This is a genomic window from Planctomycetaceae bacterium, assembly GCA_041398825.1.
Taxonomy (GTDB): Bacteria; Planctomycetota; Planctomycetia; order Planctomycetales; family Planctomycetaceae; genus F1-80-MAGs062.
This window is the reverse complement of sequence record JAWKTX010000019.1, coordinates 43,542-63,425: the sequence shown is the minus strand read 5'-3', so window position 1 is coordinate 63,425 and position 19,884 is coordinate 43,542. Positions and strand designations below refer to the sequence as shown.

The window sequence follows — 19,884 nt, the reverse complement described above, 5'->3', positions numbered from 1 at the left end:
AGCCGCTTCCCTGCCGGCAGCTTGTGCTCTACAACACAGGTCCTACCACCACATCAATTTCCCCGGAGTGATTGAAATGAACCGAGGATTCTGGTTTGCCCGCCTTTTCCCAGCGGTATTCGTTGCCGTTGCTTTTATGATGGTTTATCCCACTGTTGGCGCTCGCGTCCTGCAAGGCGATGCTACTGCGCAGGTGCCCCAGTCACAGTCCGCGATCCGGCATAATGACCTGAGTCAATTTGTAAATGACGATGGTCAGGTGCAACGAATTGCTAGTAAGGGTGACTGGGCCGTACGTCGGGAACAAATACTGGCGGGAATGCAGGAAGCGATGGGGCCACTGCCATCAACAGAGAATGCTGCCCCTTTTGATATCGTGGTTGTTGAGGACAAACGGATCGACAACCTGCGCCGGATTGAGCTCACGATTCAGATGGAATCAGGCGACCGTCTGCCGCTCGATCTCTGGCTTCCAGCGACACTGGCAGACAAGGCAGACCCCGCGAATATTCTGGCGTTGAACGCGCAGGAGAAACTACCGGCAATGCTGGCTCTTCATCCGACGGGGGCGGCTGGTAAGCGGATTGTGGCGGGGGAAGGTCCCCGGGGGAATCGCCAGTATGGTCTGGAACTGGCCCGGCGTGGGTACATCACGATTTGCCCCGACTATCCATCATTCGGGGACTATTCCGACTACGATTTTGAAACGGATCCCTACGTTTCCGGAACGATGAAGGGCATTGTGAACCATCGGCGGTGTGTTGACCTGCTCTGTCAGATGGCGTGTGTCGATCCCGATCGCATTGGTGTCATCGGCCATTCGCTTGGCGGACACAATGCCATGTTCTCCGGAGTGTTTGATGAGCGTCTGAAGATCATCGTTTCCAGTTGTGGCTGGACTCCGTTTCATGATTACTATGGCGGAAAAATCCAGGGCTGGACCAGCGATCGTTACATGCCATTGCTGAATTCACGCTACCAGTTGAATCCGGATCTGGTGCCTTTCGATTTCTACGAGGTTGTAGCCGCCCTGGCGCCACGCACGTTCGTTTCGATTTCGCCCTTGCACGACGCAAACTTTGATGTGGCCGGTGTAAGAAAGGCGATCCCGGAAGCGGCGAAGATTTATTCTTTGCTGGACGCGAAGGGCGAATTGATTCTGGCAACTCCGGACTGCGAGCATGACTTTCCGGCAGAAATGCGTGAGAAAGCCTATTCGGAAATTGATCGGGTGCTTCGGCATACACCGCCAGCAGATCTGATGCCGGACTATTCGGGCGAATTGCCGCGAATTGCCGCCGTGCCCGCGGAAGAAGCGATTCAGACATTTCAAACTGCGCCGGGGTTTGAGATCCAGATGATCGCGCAGGAACCCGATGTTGTTGATCCGGTGGCTGTTGCGTTCGACGAGCACGGTCGTCTGTTCGTCATTGAAATGCGTGACTATTCGGAACAGGCAGATGAACATCTGGGCCGGGTCCGCTTACTGATTGATTCGGATCAGGATGGCGTCTTCGATGAAAGTCATATCTTCGCGGAAGGGCTTTCCTGGCCCACAGCGATTACCTGCTTTGATGGCGGTGTGTTCGTTGGAAGTCCACCAGAAGTTTTTTACCTGAAGGACACCAATGGTGATCACAGCGCAGACGAAAAGACGCTGGTATTCACCGGCTTTGGTCGCAGCAACGTTCAGGGCCTGATGAACTGCCTGCACTGGGGCCCTGACAATCGAATTTATGGACAAACAAGTTCGTCGGGGGCAACCGTGACGTGTCCGGTGCACCCCGAACGACCAGCTCTGCAACTTCGGTCGAGGGACTTTTCATTCGACCCGAAGACGTTTGATATTCGTCCCGAAAGTGGTGGTGCTCAGCATGGTATGTGCTTCGACGACTGGGGCAATCGCTTCGTTTGTTCGAACAGCGATCATGCGCAGGCAATTCTCTACAACGATCGTTACCTGACTCGCAATTCGCAGGTCGCCGCAGCGCCGCCGCGTGTCAGCATAGCGGTGGATGGTGGACAGGCGCCCGTTTTTCGCACGAGTCCGGTCGAACCCTGGCGCATTGTTCGAACACGTCTGCGGGCATCCGGGGTTGTTAAAGGCGTGGTCGAAGGTGGCGGACGACCAGCCGGCTATTTCACAGGTTCAACAGGTATCAATGTCTATCGTGGCGATGCCTGGCCCAGGGAGATGGTTGGGATGCTGGTCATGGCCGATGTGGGAAGCAACATCGTTCATCGGAAAAAAGCTACCGCAGATGGTGTCACATGGAAAGCTGAACGGATTGATCCGGGCTTCGAATTCATCTCATCGACGGATATTTGGTTTCGTCCGGTACAGTCTGCAAATGCTCCCGACGGTTGCCTGATGATTCTGGACATGTACCGTGAAACCATTGAACACCCGGCCAGTCTACCTCCGGAAATCAAAAAGCATCTGGATCTGACGAGCGGACGTGATCGCGGTCGACTTTACCGGCTGGCACCGGCTGGCTGGAAATTTCAGGCCCGGGATCTGCCCGGAAAATGTTCGACCGAACAACTGGTCGCGATGCTCGCGCACCCGAATGGATGGCATCGTGATACGGCCGCACGTCTGCTGTACGAACGCCAGGATGAGTCGGCCATCGAACCACTGCGTAAGCTGGCTGCCAACCCCGAATCGGCTCGTGGACGAGTCCACGCGTTGAACACTTTGGCGGGCCTGAATGCTCAAAAGGCAGACGACATTGTCGCTGCACTGAAAGACAAACACGCTCGCGTACGGGAAACTGCTGCACGACATGCAGAATCCTTTGCCGCGTCGCAGGATGTTGGTCTTGCCCTGAGTCAGCTGGCCAACGATGACGACGCACGCGTCCGTCTTCAGGCTGCGTTCTCACTGGGGGCATTCGACGACACGTTGCGATTCGCGCCGCTGCTGACAATTCTGAAATCCGCCCCGGCGGACCGATGGATTCGAACAGCCGTTCTGACTTCACTTCAGGAAGATTGCCTCAAAGCCCTTTCCGTTCTCGCATCGAACGAACCGCCGTCATTTGCTCAGTCAACCGACGGCGCAGCGGTCATTACCGAATTGACGGAGTTAGTAGCGCGACAAACGGCTGGCAAACAAAGAAAGGCCCTCGCGGCATTGATCGAGAGACAAGCGGATCACCCATCGCTGCAGCTGGAACTCGTCAAGAGGACGTATCGCGGTGATTCGGGAGCTCGCAAAGACCCTGTCTTCTCGGCTCTCACATCCAGCATTGTCGCCGCCGCTCAGAAAACGGCGGACGACGAAACAGCAGCATCGGCTGCCAGAATAGCCGCCATCCGAGCACTGACTCTGGCGAACTACGCGGATCAAAGCGAGCGGTTACTGGCAATGTTGAACCCATTGACTGCTCCGGAAATTCAACTCGCCGCGCTGGAAACGCTGGGAGTCTATGGCGACGCCAGGGCGGCCAGTGAGCTCATTGATCGCGTCTCTGAATTAAGCCCCAAAGTGCTGGAACGCACTCGCGAATTGATGCTTGATCGCGCCGACTGGGCCATCATCCTGCTGCAGGCTATGGCCGATGATCGTGTTCGTTCGAATTTCCTGAGTTCTGCTGAACTTCAGCGACTCGCCGGGCATCCCGATCAGACACTCCGTGCCGCCGCAACCGTTCAGTTGAAGGCCATGGGAACTTCCTCCCGGGAAGACGTTATCCGCAAGTATCAAACCACTCTGTCTCTGGTGGGCAACAATCAACGTGGGGCCGAAATCTTTAAGAAGCACTGTTCGGTGTGTCATCAACTGGGCGGAGTTGGCTACCAGGTTGGACCGAATCTGGCCACCGTGGCGAGTCGCGGACCCGAAAGCATCCTGGTAAATCTGCTCGATCCTAATCGAGAAGTGAACCCTGCCTGGAGAGAGTACATCGCTGTTACCACAGAAGGTCGTACTCACAACGGTGTGATCATATCTGAATCTGCAACCAGCATTACCCTGCGGCGTGCTGAAGCGAAAGAAGACTCACTGTTGCGAACAGACCTTGACACACTGCAGGATACGGGACGATCGCTGATGCCGGAAGGACTGGAGAAGGAGATCGATCCCCAGGCCGCTGCAGACCTGATTTCCTGGCTTATGGAGCAGAAATAGGTTTTCGTCGGAGACCGCCGAACGATTCACGTTACTTTATTCCGGGACTTGTTTCATTGCACATCCTGTAACCCGCAACATGCGGGTGTAACTCAATCCGGGGCACAGGTTTCTTATGCTCTTGAACGTCGCCGAAAATTCTATCAGGACACCAGAAAGATGACCCAGGCTATTGTGGATCCGTCGGAGCTGCGGCGATTCGCTCAGATGCTGAGGCGGCTGAACGAAGACCTGAATGAGAAGACGGGGGCCGTTGCAGCCCAGCTGAATCAACTGGGCCAAACCTGGCGCGACCAGGAGCACATCCGGTTCAGTGAAGAATTTGTAGGCAACATCCGAGCACTCAGCCGATTCGTGGATTCGAATGAACAGTTCATTCCCTATCTGCTTCGCAAGGCCCAGCTGATTGAGGAATATCTGCAACAGCAATAGTCGAACGAAGGGGGAGTCCACACATGTCCGATTCTGCCAATGTTTCGTCGCTTGAAGCTGTCTGTCGATTTGCCGCCAGTGTCATGCATTTCCAGCAGGAAGCCCGCTTGTGCATGACCGCCTGGGACTCACAGTTAAGGCAGGTCCAGTTCTGGTTGGAACGTGACCGACCTGGGTTCTGGAAACGGGAAATCGAGTGCTGTTCGCGGGATGTGGCGGATGCAAGAATCAGACTGCATCAATGCCGAATGCGCAGAGTCGGCGATTTCCGTCCCACGTGCTTCGAAGAACAGAAAGACCTGGAGCAGGCAAAACGCAATCTGGAGTTTTCGACGAAACAAATACCCCGCGTCAAGCAATGGAATATGGCGACTCAGCACGAAGCCAATGAGTTTCATGGCCGGTCCGGAGCCATGGTTCAGATGCTGGAGCGAGAGATCCCCCGATTACTTGCATTGCTGAAGTTTTCCATCGACCGGTTGCAGGCCTATGCGGATATTGCAACCCCCGAAGGACAAGTCATGCAGTCTCGACTTGGTTCAATCGTTGCGACGCTGGAAAAATCGATCCAACAACAGGCTGAAGCCATGCAGCGTCAGGACGAATCTGCGGCGGACCACCAAAGTGATTCTCCGGCAGATTTGATGCGTGAGGATCAGCCAACGAAGCCTGTCGAAACCGACCAACATTCGACAACGGATGACGCAACATGAAACGTGCTGATTTCACTTCCCCGGCCGCGCGACTTGAAGAAGCTCTCAGACAGCTGGAATCGGTGTGGGCCGCGACAAAAGAGCATTGGGATGACCCGGTGAGCCAGCGCGTCGAAGAGGAATTCCTGCAGCCGCTGCATTCGCAGGTTCGCTGCATGCTGGATGCGGCAACGAAGCTGTCGCAGGTTGTTCGAAAAGCGGAACACGAATGCAGCCACCCTCGCGAACATCGCAACATGCTCTGACGCCGATCCCTCAATTCAATGCCGCCAGAACCTGCATCCGGTTCCACAAATCCCGTGTTATCCGGTACCTGTCCGGAGCCGATCTTCGATGGAAGCGATGGCTGCTGACATCGACAAATCTAACTGGCGAGCCGAACAACGAATGTTCGAGTTGTCGACAGTTTGACGAGTGCACATTTTGATCGTTGTCCGGCAATGCGATCCGTCATTAATACTTCAAACAACGAAGAATCGACACGATGCACCAGGCTGTCTTCGTCAGGCGTTTCCGTTTGAAACCCTAGTCTCACAACCGTAGAGTGGTCTTTGACGACCGGGGCCATGGACTGAACAGTCAATTGAACTTCGAACAGCTTAAAGTAGATCGTCTGTCCATTCAGGTTTGTGGAACATAGTCTTTCATTCAGGATTTTTGCCGTACCCTCACCCACTTTGATTCCCTGGTCGTTTCGGATCTCGGTGTTGTTTGCAAGTGTGATTTCGACGTTGGGTGGTAAACCTGCCGGGCATCCCGTGTCGTTCACATTCTGCGTGCCCAGAAGCCGCAGCCTTTCGTCCGGGCGCGAAGCATCGTTTGTCTCCTGTGAAACAAGGCTGCTGAAGACCGAACATGAAGGGCAACCGTCACCACCATCGCAGTAACAAAACGGCAGATTTCCATCGGTGCTGTCGTAATTGTCCCAGTAGGACAGGTAACAGAGTTGCTCGAAAGGCGGCGAGTCTGAAAGATAAATGTATTCCGAGTAGTAGTGATAGATATTGCCCGTTTGTCCCCATTGCCACTGGGGAGCAATGCAACTGGGAGAGACCTGAGCACGAACCGGAGCTGAGATCGAAACAGCGGCAAGAATGAGCAGCAACCCTCGCAACATTTGAAATCACTTTCTGATTCAGGGTTTGCAGAAAAAGAGTGCAGGCGAAGGCCATGTTCACTTCAATGAGCCTTACCTGCGATTTGTGGAAACTGGGCGGCCGTCAGTCTTGGTGCGTCAATGGGCAGAAGGTGCAATCCCACTGTCAGGTCGCTTCCATCCCGTCGATCGATAAAACGACGAATCACTCTGTCAATACGCGATCCTGATTCCGGATCGGAAGGAACGGTCTCGGGGATTCTTTCGATGGCGACTCGTTCTACATCAGAACTTCTCACAGCCCTGGGAAAGGAGTTGTCGTAACACTGCGCTCCTGGTCGAGAAGTCGCCGGGTTAATTGTCCAGATGGCCCGGGCAATCTCTTTGTCGATTTGCGTGCGTGGGTGCGAATCGGAATTGGTTGCCGCGTGAAAGAATGCCCGGCACTCTAATTCGTCCGGCAATCGCATCCCGTTGTTTTCGGCGAACTGGACTGCATCGTCCCAGCAGAAGCCCACCAGTGGCCCGTCTTCTTCAATGATTCTGCTCAGTAGCTCCTGATTTTGCAGAAGCGATGACGGGCCATTCCATGAACTTGCGGTTCTTAAGTTGGAGATGTGATGCCCCTGTATTCTTGCAGTCGCAAGCGATACCGGACGCTGCATGATTCTGAATGAAGGAACCTGGAAATCCAGCGTCCCCCCGGGATCGCTCACCGAAACTGTTGATTGCTGCACCGACGTCGTATTTCGGAATTGATTTGGAACCCTCCTGAGTACGACATCTGGTAACCGAACGACTCCATTTTGCTGCTTGCGAAAGTACATATGGGAATACGGTCCTCCAGTCGACGTTTGATCCTTCTTCGGAATCGTTCGGTAGACTTCATGAAAGCTGCCTTCATCCCACTCAGTGACCAGAAGGTAGTGTCCGGGATGCAAACGTGCGGTGGAGACTCGTTGGGTACCTTTGGCCCGGGCAATCCTGCGAGCTTCCTCATTGGCCATTTCCCGGTTGGCGGAGTTCAGATCAGCCAGATCTGTGATTTCGGCCCCAGCAGGTTCTTCCACAATCTGTGACTCGACAGCCTCGCGAGGCTGTGGGTAATGCGTATCGGTCTCCAAAGGAATGAAGGTCACTTTCGCGCCTTCCGGGGCAGTCCTGATCTTAACGGTGACACGGCCATCATCAGCTTGCTGAATCAGAGGCCCGGACTGATTGACAGCCAATGCAATGACAGCAATGCTCAGCATCAGGCCGCCAGCTGGGATCCAATGGCGTACCTGCTTTCGGGACGCGGGCGGTAACGCCGGGGTGGGTTGGATCACGCTTTCATCTCGTTTTCGCTGTAATTCGCCGAGAGCGAGCGCCAGTTCCCGGGCCGTGCTGAATCGGGATGTCAGGTCGCGAGAGGTTGCACGCGAAACGATTTCGTCCACTTCTGCGGGAACATCATCGCGAACCGTTGAGGGCAGCGTAATCTGCAAACCTCGCTGGTGGTGAGCTTGCCATTCTTCCGGCGATGATCCCACCTGTGGACGAATGCCTGTCAGCATTTCGCTGATGATGATCCCTAATGAGAAAATGTCCGCGCGACAGTCGACGCTGTGAACTCCGTCCAATGCCTGTTCAGGGGCCATGTAAGCAGGTGTTCCAGCCAGTGAGCCCGGAGCAAATATCGACTGATCACCCGATTCAAATTTTGCCAGCCCGAAGTCCGTGATCATGGGGTGCACCTGATCAGTCAACAGAATATTGGCAGGTTTGATATCGCGATGAACAATGCGCTGTTCATGAGCGTAGTGCAGGGCTTCTGCAATTTGCTTTGCGATATCGAGCGTTCTGTCGACACTCAGAGGTCCCTGTCGAATGCGGTCTCGCAGGTTGCCGCCAGGTATGTATTGCGAAACGATGTAGCAGCGACCATCTGCTTCGCCTGCATCGTAGACGGAAACAATATTCGGGTGATTCAGTTTTGCGACCTTCCGGCCCTCAGCAATAAACTGCCTGCGAATTTGCGGACTCAACGCAAACCCGGGGCGAGGAACTTTAATTGCTACTGGCCGATCAAGGTTGGGGTCTTCCGCCAGCAGGACTTCGCCGAATGCTCCGCGACCGATGTCTCCCTTTATCAGATAACGCCCCAAACGTGTGATGCTGACCGCAATCCCTGCATCGTAACTCATGCTCTCGGGAGTTTGGCCATTGGCGACAACGCCCTCTACCATTGTGGAACTACTGGCACGGTCTTTGGAGCCAATGCATTGCGTCAGCCAGCGACGGATCTCCAGCCTTAAGTGAGGAAACCGAGATTCCAGTTCGGAGATCTCGACGATCTCCCCGCGTTTCTGACGGGCTTCGATTTCAACTTGCAGCAACGCAATGATCAATCCGTCGCGTTCATCCTTCGGACATTGACTGGCATAATCCTCCGCCCTGACATCCTGCTTCTGATGCCAGCAGGCACGAAACGATCGCAGGATGGCTTGAGCTTGTTCATCTGCACCAAGGGTGGATTCACTGTTGAGCTGCGAATTGTTCATTTGGGCACTCGCAACGGGTTGACGGGCATTCGCAACCAGATACTCCCAGGCTTGATGAAGGTTTCAGTGCACTTACTTTTGGCTCGAAGTATCGGAAACGATCGCGGATTAGCTGTCCGTTGAAGAATCGGGACATGCGTGCTGGACGGCTGTAAACCGTCGTGTTTTCAGGTCTCCTGTTCGTGCCCGTCCCGTTTTTCGACAGGCGGTTAGAGGCTGCTGTCTGTTCAGAGGAGTTACGTCCACCGGCGAACTGATGGATTCCAAAGTCGCACCCATGTCCAATTCATTCACACGCCTTTAAGGTGGCGCAAAGCTTGTCGTAAGGAGTACCGTTGTTCAAGATGAGTAATCCAGAAATCGCATTCGTTTTCTGATTTCATTTTCTACGTTGACGCCGCCGCCTCATCAAAATCCTGTCTGCCCGCTGTCCTGTCTTCACGCTGTCTTGGTGGCAGGTGGCAGGTGGCAGGTGGCACGACATTGACTGTGCTCCGTCGCCGTTCTCGTCGCTCAATCCGATTCCCTGCCAAAACCGCCGTCCATTCCGAAGCCCCCGGACAGTGACACGGTCCATGGTCATCCTGAGGATTCAGAACGCGGCGGATCGGCCCCCTTTGCCGACGCAACAGGCGGCCCGGGCGTGGCGGGGCTACGGAAAAGTCCGCGAATACGGCTGAGCCATTTCGCTGTTCCTGCTTTGCCGCGGGTGTATCTGCCCGTTCAGGTTATTGCGGTGCCCGCGTTAAGCCTGTTTGGCGTGCGAATTTGTGCGTTTTGTGTCCAGAGATGTCTGTGCAGGGCGTGCGGCGCAGTGTGCGGGCTTTCTGAGATCGGGAATTGGCCAGGGAAGCGATCGATCGCGTCGGCAGCCGGCATATCCATCTTGACCCATTTTCTGAAAATGGGCAGAGTCCCGAGGGAACAGTTGAAACGACCATTCATATCCATTCGCCACACCCGCCATGGAAGGAAGGTGCACCATGCGAATCGGCAGGAAGATGACCACAGCATTGATTGCCGTCTACATCGGATGCCTTTGTCTCGGCATTCTTGCCCACACCATGAAAGTCGGGCTGCAGGGCAACACCATCAGCTACTTCTTTGTATGGGACATGTTCTGCGGCTGGGAAGCCTACGACAACAGAACTCGCGTTGTGGCGGAAGATGTTCATGGCAACTTCTACGATGTCCGTCCTCCCTGGGGCGAATTCTATCCCTTTGGTGAAACACCTCGAGTTCACTACGACGTTTCCAACAGCCTGGTGCCAAAGTACATTGACAATGTGCTCAGTCACACGGCCCACGAAGAGATCGATCGCGTCTTCGTGATTCAGGAAATCTGGCCCAAGCAGTTCAACCTGCCGGATGATCTGTGGGCCAGTTATTTTGAAGAACCACGAGATCACATGTCCTACTTCAATCTGCGTGCAATCTGTACAGAAAAGGGGACCGTGCTGAATTCTTACCCGGACTGGTTTGTAGCGCAGACACTGAATTCTGTTGCCGACAATCCTCGACTTCAAATGGCCGCTAATCGGGCTCGCCCCATGTACAACACATTTATCAATCCGGCTCGATCCGCAGCGGCAGGTCGAACGGCATTTGAAGACGCCAGTCCAACCGTATCCGCAGACGGGCAGTATTCCACAAACTGAACCTGCGTCAGACAGTCGCATGTCATGTGCGGCTGTCGTCCGGTTTGCCACGGATCCAATCGTGCCTGATCAGCGCTAAGTCCACTGAGAATCTTCAGGCATCCCCCACACAGATTTGCGTCAGGACGACGATTCCAAAGGAGTGGTAGAGATGAAGACCAGCTTGAAACAACCATCGATATTCAGTCGGTTGTCCGGCTTTTTCTATGCCGAAGAAGCTCCCTATGGGCTTGCGTTGTCCCGCATCTTCCTGACCAGCGCTGCAATGACGCCCATGTTAATGCGTTTCCCTCATGTGCGAGAGCTGTATTCTTCTGACGGAACGCCTGCGTCACTTTTCGAATTATACGGGGCGGCAAATCCGCTACCCATTCTGCCACCATCGCTCGCGGCAGCGCTGTTCGGTGTCATGATTTTTGCAATGTTCAGTGCGGTTGTCGGCTGGCGAACACGATTGGCGTACGCCATTGGTCTGCCTGTCTATGTTTACTTCAATCTGCTGGACTGTGTGGGCACGATGACCAAGTACAGCGTGATCGCCACGCACCTGCTCACGATGCTCGCGCTGTCGAACTGCGGGGCGGTCTGGTCTGTCGATGCAATTCTCAGACGAAGAACGCTGGGAGTTGCCGCCACCGCTGTGCCGCCACGATTTCCTGTCTGGCCAGCTCGCCTGATGCAGATCCTGTTCTGCTTTGTGTATTTTGGAGCAGCCGTCACCAAGATTCAGACGGAATCCTTCTTCTCCGGCGAACAGATGCGCTACTGGATGCTAAGCGACTGGAATTACGCCAATCCGATCGGCGAAAAAATGGCCATGTGGGCTCCGCTGCTGTTAATCAGTGCTTACATCACCGTAGTCTGGGAAATCGTGTTTGCTTTTCTGGTTTGGAGACCAGGCTCCCGACTGGTTGTCCTGTTCATTGGTGCGGCGTTTCACTTCATGACCTGGATGTCGCTGGGCCTGTATATTTTTCCTTCCATCTGTCTCAGCGGCTATCTGGCCTTCATCTCAGAACGTGATATTGTGGTGATTCGCGGTGCGATCCGTCGAATTCACTTCCCTGTTCACCTGATTGGCAAAATCGGGGATGGGATTGCCCGTCTGATTTCGTATCGTCCCGCATCGATGCCGATGGCGGCAGTTTTCACAGCTTGTGGGCTGGTCGCAGCAGTGTGTGCAACAGAGGCCGAATATCGAATGGATGCCTACGGCATGCTGGCGAACAATGGGAAAATGTCGCTGCCGCAAATGAACCGCGACGTTGCCTTGATGATGATCAACGACAATCGTCAGGTGCGTGAACAGGATAAGTACTTCTCCTTTGATCTGGGCACAGTGCTTGTTGGAGGTCAGCTTGCGAATCGCGAACGCGAATACCAGATCGGAGAAACCATCGTTGCCCAGTGCAATCTTAACCCGCCGCACGAAGACTTGTGGGTGGAGTGTGTCCTGGTGGATGATCAGGACCGAACGGTATCGCAGTGTGGCCAGTTTGTGACACGCGATATGCTGCACGCTAACTTCTTCTACAACACCTGTGAATCACTTGTGCCGGGGCGATATGCACTGATGCTGAAAAGCTCCGGCAAGGACATCTACAAAAGGCATTTCACGTTGACGAGCCCGACAGGTGCGGCATGCCCGGTTCCCGCCAGCAGCGCGGATGTGCTGACGAATTAATCGACCGACCGATGGTTTTCCGATCCTGCCGGAATCCGCTAACCTGATGGACATTCCATTCACGGACCGCTTTGTTGTAACAAAGCGGTCCGACTTCTTTCTCAGTGAAGGCGTTAGGGATGCATTGGGTGTGCAGGGATCAATTGCGCCAACAGGTGTGTTGCGGCACCTTTCTGAACCTGGGTTCAGCCTCGTCGGTGGAGATCACAGCAGCGATCGGTTTCGACTGGTTGCTGATTGACCTCGAACATGGATGCGGCAGCCTGGCTGACCTGCGGACCCAGTTGATGGCGGTCATCTCCGGCGGTCGCGAAGGCAGTGCTCCGGCCCCGATCGTGCGGATTCCATCGGTCGATGCTGACATCGTCAAATTTGTCATGGACAGCGGTGCGGCGGGCATCATGTTTCCGTACGTCAGTACGACGGAGGATGCAGCGGCAGCTGTCAGCGCCATGAAGTATCCGCCGATGGGTCTGCGCGGAGTCGCCGGAAACATTCGCGCGACGGACTTCGGCACAAACTGGAAGACATATTTCGAAACAGCGAACGATCGATCGCTGGTGGTCGTTCAGATTGAGACTCCCGAGGCCGTTGAAAATGCTGACCAGATTGCAGCCATTGACGGTGTCGATGTCCTTTTCGTAGGACCGCTTGACCTGTCCGTGAATCTGCAGTGTCCCAATGACTTCACCACACCTGTGATGATCGATTCGCTCCAACGAGTCGTCGATAGCTGCGAACGACACGGAAAGACGGCTGGCATTCTGTCTCGTCCACAGCTTGTTGATTCGCACTGCCGAATGGGATTCCGTTTTGTCGCTCTGGGTTCAGATGTTGGTGCGATTCAATCCGGAATGACACAAAATCTGAATCTTCTTCGATCGGCTTCCGGGCGTGAATGAGATCCGAACCGACGTACTGACCGGCCGCAGGGTGATTGTTGCGCAGGGCAGAGAAAGTCGACCGAACGCCCATTCGAGAGACCCGGAACTGGATCGAAGCGTTGATCCGTTTGCAGAGGGATCGGAATCCGAAACTCCGTCGGAGCGGCTTGCATGGCGAGACATTTCCAGCAGCCCCAATCAACCCGGCTGGAAGTTGCGAGTGGTTCCGAATCGATATCCGGCGGTCACGGATTCCACTGCGCTTCCATCTCCGGGATTGACCAGTAACCAGAGCCACACTGTCTCCGACATGCAAGCGTTGTTCCCCGTGGAACACGCCATCGGTGAACACGATGTTGTGATCGAATGCCCTGACCTTCGCACCAGGTTAATTGACCTCACGCCGGAGGAGGTTGCCCTGGTTCTGCAGGCCTGGTCACGCCGCATCGGCCAACTCAGGGTGATGAACAAATATACCGGTATCGCAGCCTTTCGGAATGAAGGTTTTAGTGCCGGGGGTTCTCTGGCACATGCCCATTCGCAGATTGCAGCGACGGCGGATCTGATGCCATTGCAGGCGGCCCGGGTACATCAGGCGGAGGCGTTTCTGAATCGCACAGGGCGAGAGTTAGTGGAAGAATTGATGCAGGCGGAACTTGCCAGCGGCATGCGAATCGTTCACGAAGACCATGAATGGATCTGGATGTGTCCGTTTGCTTCTCGCACAAGCTGGCACGTGCGGGTGATTCCACGAATCAATCAATCGATGATTAGTGGATGCTTCGACAAGCTCTCCGACCATCAACTCGAACGACTTGCCCAACAGCTTCGTGCGCTGATGATCGCGATGCACCACGAGCTTGGTTCTTTTTCTCACAACCTTGCTCTTGTTCATGCCCCCCTGACATCGGCAGGAAGTTTTCGATGGATGCTGGAAGTCCTGCCACGCCGTGGTCGGATCGCCGGGTGGGAGTTACTCACCGATGTCGACATCGTGACGACCGCACCCGAAACTGCAGCCGCGAAGTTGCGAGGTTGCATCCCGCGGGACGATGCGTCCGGGATGACGCCGTCTTCTGACGAAGTGGACCGACGTTATGGGTGGGTCTAGCTGTCCGTTGAAGACTGACAGGTACGCAGGACGACTGGAAACCATCGTGTTTCAAGGTTTCCTGCTCGAGCCAGTCCCGTTTTTCAACAGGCTGCGAGGCGAGTGGCTTCGCGGAATCACCGCCCGTTTCAGCGCAAGGCAATCTTCTGTATGTGTTGAGTCACACAATCTGCCGCGGGGCGATGTTTCCCCGGACTCGATTCACAGGCTCACGAAATTTAATGACTGCAACCTCCCGCTGGTTGACATGCGGTGGCAGATTTTGTGTACGGCTGGTTCCACTGTTCCAGCAGCTTTGTTGATTCGTAATCGCCGGAAGTGATTTCGAAACCAAGATCCCGAATCATTCGGAAGTCTTCGATCGCTTGTTGGCCGGGGGTTGTCAGATAATCGCTGACGAACATTGAGTTCGCCGGATAAAGCCCCATGGCCTGCATGCTGCGAAGATTGACTTCTCTGCCGCCGGCAATTCGAAGTTCGGTTCGAGGGTTGGTCAGTCGAAACATGCTCAAGACCTTCAGGCAGTATTGCGGCGAAAGGTGATCGAGGTTTTCGAAGGGGGTCCCGTCGATTGAGTTGAGAAAGTTGACGGGAATAGATTCAACGCGAAGTTCGGAGAGTTTCAGGGCGACGTCGACGACGTCTTCGTTTGTTTCTCCCATCCCGACAATCATTCCAGCACAGAGTTCCAGCCCGGCTTCACGACAAATGTCCAGAGTTTCCAGACGATCCCGGAATGTGTGCGTGGTGCAAATGTTGCTGTGAAATCGTTCGCTGGTATTCAGATTGTGGTTGATCCGGTCAACCCCGGCTTCTTTTAATCGCAGCGCCTGGTCGGGTTTCAGTAGTCCCAGGCAGCAGCAAATGTGCAAACCAAACTGTTCCTTGATCTCCCGCACAACGCCGGCAACATGATCCACTTCGCGATCGGTCGGGCCGCGTCCACTGGCGACAATGCAGTATGTGCGAGACTGACTTTCTGCAGCCTTTCGGGCTCCGTCGAGCAGGCGTTCGGCATTCAGCATCGGGTACTTCTCAATCTCCGCCCCCGAGACTTTGGACTGCGAACAATAGCTGCAATCTTCCGGGCAGAGCCCGCTCTTCGCATTCTTCAGATAGTAGAGCTGGACGCTGTTGCCAAAATGCTGCCGTCGAACTCGAAACGCCGCATCCAGGATGGCGAGCAATTCTGTGTCCGGGGCCTCCACGATGCGCAACGCGTCCGCGCGGGAAATACTCTCCCCGCGCAGGGCAGCATCTGCTAACTCGGACCAGCTGGGAGAAGAATTCAGGACTGCACTCTCAGACGACATATCAGAAACACTCCGCACTCGAACTTCATAACTGATGGTCCGGAATGATACCGGCATTCTCCGTCTCATCACAAACCTGCCGGAGCGAATTCCCAGATTGACGTCCATTGCCGTGACACTCACCAGCGAGATCTCGGTCCGGGGTTCCGGGAATCGTGCGTACTCCGTTCAGTTCATCTATGTCCAGTGCAGCTTAATGAGCCGACCGGAACGTGTGGCCAGAAACAGGAAATTACCAAGCGGATCGATTCGGATGTGTTCGGGTGGGTCAGCGGACACGTCGGCAACCCACTTCACAGTGCCTTCGAAATCCAGCCAATAGACGCGTCCTTCAAGGGTCAAAGCAGCCAGCCGCGTTTTGAACTGGGCTCCCGAAACGCGACTTGGGATCCCATCGATCATGAACTGGCCTTTGGCTTTACCATTCCGGTTATACATCTGGACGCCGTGATTGAATGCCGAAAGCAGGATTCGCCTGCCGCATCCGGACGCTGAAATGTCGCCGATGTTGGTCATCACATTCTCGCTCCACAATTCCCTTCCCTTCAGATCGTAGGCAGCGAGGCTTCCGAATTCGGCCGCAGCAATCAGGGTGGGAGATTCAGCCAGGAACGCCAGATGGTCCATCGGCCGGTGTGTATCGATCTTTGCGATCTCCTTCTTGTCAATGGATACAATATGGGTCCGACCGCCGTCGGTGCTGAATGCCAGATGTCCGCCGTGCGGAGCAAACGCGACGGCGTTGATGCGTCCAGTCACGCGAACATCCCACACGGGATCCAGTTGCCGATTGAAGCAAACCAGTTTGTCATCCCGAACAATTGCCGCGCCGTAGTTTCCGACTGCTGACCAGGCAATTGACGATGCGTCGCGAAAGTTGCGGTTCGTCTCCAGAATATCGCCCGCCGTATTCATCAGACGAAGCTGGCCCGCAGATGTCAGCACCAATAAGGTCGATGCTTCAGCAGCCAGGTCCATGGCCGCGATGCCTTCAGGAATAATATCATCAATCGATAGATCCGGTTTGATTCCGTGGCTGTTGCTGAACAGGCTGATGGACAAATTGAAACCTCCGATTCCATTCTGAAGTCATGACAAAATGACGAAGGCGATTCCCTCGTTCGGAATCGCCTTTGCGGCCCGCCTGTTGCTGCCTGATCAATCAAATCCAGCAATGGGCAAAGCAGACGTCGTCAGGACTTTGGTTGAATGGCAGACTGAGCAGAACCCGCTGTCAGCTACACTGTGACAGTATTTGATCCCGATGGGGGCTAGTCTGTCGGATGATGCTGCCAGTTTCAACGGACCATCTGTGAATCAGTGAGCGGCAGCGGATGGAGCATTCGTCGTGCTCCCGGTTGTCGCTGCGTTTCCCGGGGGCGTGTGCTTTACCGCCACCGCTGATGTCGCGGTCGGGATGGTTTCAGGATAAAGGGCGTGGACAGCTTCGACGAATTCGTTGAATTGTTTTTCGAAATCGACCAGCAGGTCTCCTTCGCGAATCCTGGCACGGGTCAGGCTGCCGCTTTTCACGAAGTCAGCAAGGATGGTTTCGAAACGGTAGAGCGGTCCTGCGACTCGGTTCGAGAGGCAAAGCAAATCGAATACGATGAAGGGCATCATAAACAACATCGCGCCTCCCACCGTAAGCAGCTGGCTCTTCAGTGTGAATATCTCGGCGTCACCTGCCTGGTCCGTTACAACAGCCGTTGACATCTGGATGGCATAGGTGATCACAATCAGCGCCAGAATAGCGATGTTGTATGCAAAAATGTGGATGCCCAGCCGAGCGATCATGGTGCCCTGAATGAGGCGATTGACCATCTTCTTCTTGCGGAGGAATCGTGACATGACTGCGGTCTCAAGGATGATTGGCTGAAGTTACCGTGCGTGGAATGCAGGACATCAGCGTTAATCCTAGGTCACCGTGTGGCTCCTGCGTTGGAAATTCGATGTTTTCCGGGTGTACCATGTCAGCGCAGTCAGGATGGTTCAGGCTGTGGTACGGAATTCTGCACCTGCATGGATTCTGCCGGAGCCCGGGTTTGCAACGGTCGCGTCAACGAATTCGGTACACTTCGAGCGACTGAACGAAGCTTTCGGGATGCATCTGCAGCCACTTCACATCGTAAAGATTCAGCAATACCACTTCACTGGGCGCCCATGGAACGTCGCCCAGCCAGCGAAACTGATGCTGACGAGCCATCCATTCTTCCCAGAATCCGTCGGATCTTTTTGCATGGGGCCCAACAATCAGATACGAAGGGATCTCAGAATCGGCGTCTGACTTCGGGGATGCAAGGTTCAGTTGGGCAACCGGACTTACGACCAACCCCAGTTGGTTGAGGTGATAGAGCAGCGCCGGTTCTCCATAAGCGTAAATCACCATCCGTTGATTTCTCAGCTGATCATCGCCGACTGATGCCAAACGGTTTGAATCTTCCAGCAGGACGTCGGGGGTCAGAAGAGTGATATCTCTGGGGCGGATCACTGTTCCTGATGGGACAAGATCAATCTGCGGTGACGTACCAGTCGCGTCGCCAAAGCACATGGCGGCCACTTCCTGTGCGGCATTTTCGAGCGACCGGCGGTTGTGCCAGATGGGAGTCGATCCAATCTCGCGACCAGCGATTATCGCAAGCGTCACCGAGAATGAAATCAGAACCAGCATTGCTCGGCGCACCAGATTGTTCAGCATTCCCGTGTTGTGCGGCATGTCTTCTCGCCGTCTTGCCACACTCAGGTTTGATTCGATCCACCAGCCGACGCCTCCCGCAGCCCCCAACCAGATGGAAGTGAGCAAAGGCAGAAACAGTCTTGGATAGGGTGCGTAGAAGGGTGTCACGAGCAGCATCGCAACAAACCAGACAGTAACCACACAGGCTGCCAGCAGGGGATCAACGGTCGCTGCACAATCCAGATCCGTTTGTGTCAGCGGTACCGAATCCTCATGCCGGGGGCTCAGATCCTGTGTGCGAGCTCTCTCGTACATTCGCTGAAGCCCCGGCCAAAGGATAACTCCCGACATGCCTCCCAGAGCGATACAGGTCAAAAGAAGTGGAGTCCAGATTGCCAGGGCGATGGCAGTCATTGCCAACGACGCAGCAACAAAGCGGGCCAGCACGCTGGGTGGCGGAAATACGTGAAGTCGGGGCTCCGGCAGGGAACGGCTTTGTTCCTGTGCATCATTGCCAGACACGGAGGAATCCGGAGATTCGTTCCACGTGGAACGAGCCTGCATCCATCGATGAGCCCCCGCAATCAACATGCCCAGCCCGACAGACAGACACCCGGGAAAGCCATCCAGCCAGAACTGGCTCGCCAGCTGAGATGCCAGACCGTCACTCCATGCCGACAGCCCGCGGATGTATCCGGAATGGTTTGCCGAAACGGCTGCATAGCCCCCAACGCTTTGCAAATGCCAGAGCCATGGGCCAAAGGTCAAAAACATCGCGGCCACCATCAGTCCAAGCAGTGAGGCGGTTCTGATGAAGCTTATCTGGCGGCGACCCCGCCATATCCACCACACCGATGTGGCTGTCACAAGAATAGCAGCTGGCAGCCAGCCGGTGTATTTCATCCACCAGGCAAGTCCCGCCAGGATGCCAGCCCCAACCATTCGCCCCGGACATCGCCGATCAATTCCAGCGACTCCCATCCCCAGCGAAACCAGGATGAGCAACATCGCTGGGACGTCGGTCATGGCCATCCTCGAGTAGAGGATGTGAAAGTCGCTCATACTGACAATGGTGGCCGCGAACAATCCCGCCGATCGGCCAAACCAGGAGCGAGCAATCCACCAGATGGCAACCGTACTCAGGAAGCCGCAAAAGATGGAGGGCAGGAATGGAGCCACTCGTGCCGCTCCCGGCAACAGTGACAACACGGAAATGAGAGTGCTTAGAAAAGGCGGTGCATAGAAATCACGTGAGGGATAAGGCACCTCGAAAGCGTGATCGTACCAGACAGAGGACGCGTAGATCCCTTCATCAAAATGCTCAATTCCGTTTTCCGTTTGCGCACTCGCCCGCAATAACAGCCCCAGCAGGACAAGTGCGAAAACAATTGCCGGCTCGGCTTTGGATCTCTGTGCTCTCATTGGCATCCCGGTCGCAAACCAAAATTGAATCTCAACACGCTTTCCCATCTGCATATCAACTCTGCAGGCATATGGTAGACCGCGCGATGCAGGAGGGAAACCGATGGGTTTGCCTTCGCCAAAGTCCCTGGAAGTACGGCATTCGCTTGAAGGACAGTCGTTCCACGTGGAACATTCGCATTGACCGGTTCGATCACGCCGAAGGTGGCCCGGTCTCTT

The 19,884-nt window shown here is 54.9% G+C and carries 14 protein-coding genes; 8 read left to right on the top strand and 6 right to left on the bottom strand.

The window, feature by feature from the left end; genetic code table 11:
• Positions 1-76: 76 nt before the first annotated feature.
• The 4 genes from R3C20_24255 (at position 77) to R3C20_24240 (ending at position 5,522) form a co-directional block, all read left to right on the top strand.
• The gene (locus tag R3C20_24255; GenBank protein MEZ6043623.1) at positions 77-4,132 is read left to right on the top strand and encodes an alpha/beta fold hydrolase; all 4,056 of its coding nucleotides are present in this window, start codon (positions 77-79) and stop codon (positions 4,130-4,132) included.
• A 159-nt stretch (positions 4,133-4,291) separates the two neighbouring features.
• Complete coding sequence (locus tag R3C20_24250) at positions 4,292-4,564, top strand: hypothetical protein (protein ID MEZ6043622.1); 273 nt, start codon at positions 4,292-4,294, stop codon at positions 4,562-4,564.
• A 23-nt stretch (positions 4,565-4,587) separates the two neighbouring features.
• Entirely contained in the window at positions 4,588-5,277 is a 690-nt protein-coding gene (locus R3C20_24245; protein MEZ6043621.1) for a hypothetical protein, read from the top strand.
• A complete protein-coding gene (locus tag R3C20_24240; protein MEZ6043620.1) occupies positions 5,274-5,522 on the top strand; it encodes a hypothetical protein in 249 nt (82 codons plus the stop codon). The genes R3C20_24245 and R3C20_24240 overlap by 4 nt, the downstream gene beginning before the upstream one ends.
• 119 nt (positions 5,523-5,641) lie before the next feature.
• On the opposite strand, the gene R3C20_24235 is transcribed toward R3C20_24240, so the two are convergent.
• Together R3C20_24235 and R3C20_24230 are read right to left on the bottom strand one after the other, a co-directional pair.
• Complete coding sequence (locus R3C20_24235; protein MEZ6043619.1) at positions 5,642-6,394, bottom strand: hypothetical protein; 753 nt, start codon at positions 6,392-6,394, stop codon at positions 5,642-5,644.
• A gap of 62 nt (positions 6,395-6,456) precedes the next feature.
• Positions 6,457-8,916 (bottom strand): serine/threonine-protein kinase, encoded by a 2,460-nt coding sequence (locus R3C20_24230; GenBank protein MEZ6043618.1) that lies wholly within the window; start codon positions 8,914-8,916, stop codon positions 6,457-6,459.
• 983 nt (positions 8,917-9,899) lie between these two features.
• Between R3C20_24230 and R3C20_24225 the strand changes: the two genes are divergently transcribed.
• The 4 genes from R3C20_24225 to R3C20_24210 all read left to right on the top strand — a co-directional run bounded on the left by R3C20_24225 (position 9,900) and on the right by R3C20_24210 (position 14,253).
• Positions 9,900-10,574, top strand: coding sequence for a hypothetical protein (locus tag R3C20_24225; GenBank protein MEZ6043617.1), 675 nt, complete (start codon positions 9,900-9,902; stop codon positions 10,572-10,574).
• Between the two features lie 151 nt (positions 10,575-10,725).
• The gene (locus R3C20_24220; protein ID MEZ6043616.1) at positions 10,726-12,258 is read left to right on the top strand and encodes an HTTM domain-containing protein; all 1,533 of its coding nucleotides are present in this window, start codon (positions 10,726-10,728) and stop codon (positions 12,256-12,258) included.
• 119 nt (positions 12,259-12,377) lie between these two features.
• Positions 12,378-13,160: an aldolase/citrate lyase family protein gene (locus R3C20_24215; GenBank protein ID MEZ6043615.1), complete on the top strand. Its 783-nt coding sequence runs from the start codon at positions 12,378-12,380 to the stop codon at positions 13,158-13,160.
• Complete coding sequence (locus R3C20_24210; protein ID MEZ6043614.1) at positions 13,153-14,253, top strand: hypothetical protein; 1,101 nt, start codon at positions 13,153-13,155, stop codon at positions 14,251-14,253. Before R3C20_24215 ends, R3C20_24210 begins: the two co-directional genes overlap by 8 nt.
• A gap of 218 nt (positions 14,254-14,471) precedes the next feature.
• Here the strand turns inward: R3C20_24210 and bioB are convergent, their stop codons facing one another.
• The 4 genes from bioB to R3C20_24190 form a co-directional block, all read right to left on the bottom strand.
• Entirely contained in the window at positions 14,472-15,566 is a 1,095-nt protein-coding gene (gene bioB, locus R3C20_24205; GenBank protein ID MEZ6043613.1) for a biotin synthase BioB, read from the bottom strand.
• A gap of 177 nt (positions 15,567-15,743) precedes the next feature.
• Positions 15,744-16,628 (bottom strand): hypothetical protein, encoded by an 885-nt coding sequence (locus R3C20_24200; protein ID MEZ6043612.1) that lies wholly within the window; start codon positions 16,626-16,628, stop codon positions 15,744-15,746.
• Positions 16,629-16,883: 255 nt separating this feature from the next.
• The gene (locus tag R3C20_24195; GenBank protein ID MEZ6043611.1) at positions 16,884-17,417 is read right to left on the bottom strand and encodes a hypothetical protein; all 534 of its coding nucleotides are present in this window, start codon (positions 17,415-17,417) and stop codon (positions 16,884-16,886) included.
• Positions 17,418-17,625: 208 nt separating this feature from the next.
• Positions 17,626-19,665, bottom strand: a complete 2,040-nt coding sequence (locus R3C20_24190; GenBank protein MEZ6043610.1) for a glycosyltransferase family 39 protein — start codon at positions 19,663-19,665, stop codon at positions 17,626-17,628.
• Positions 19,666-19,884: the final 219 nt, after the last annotated feature.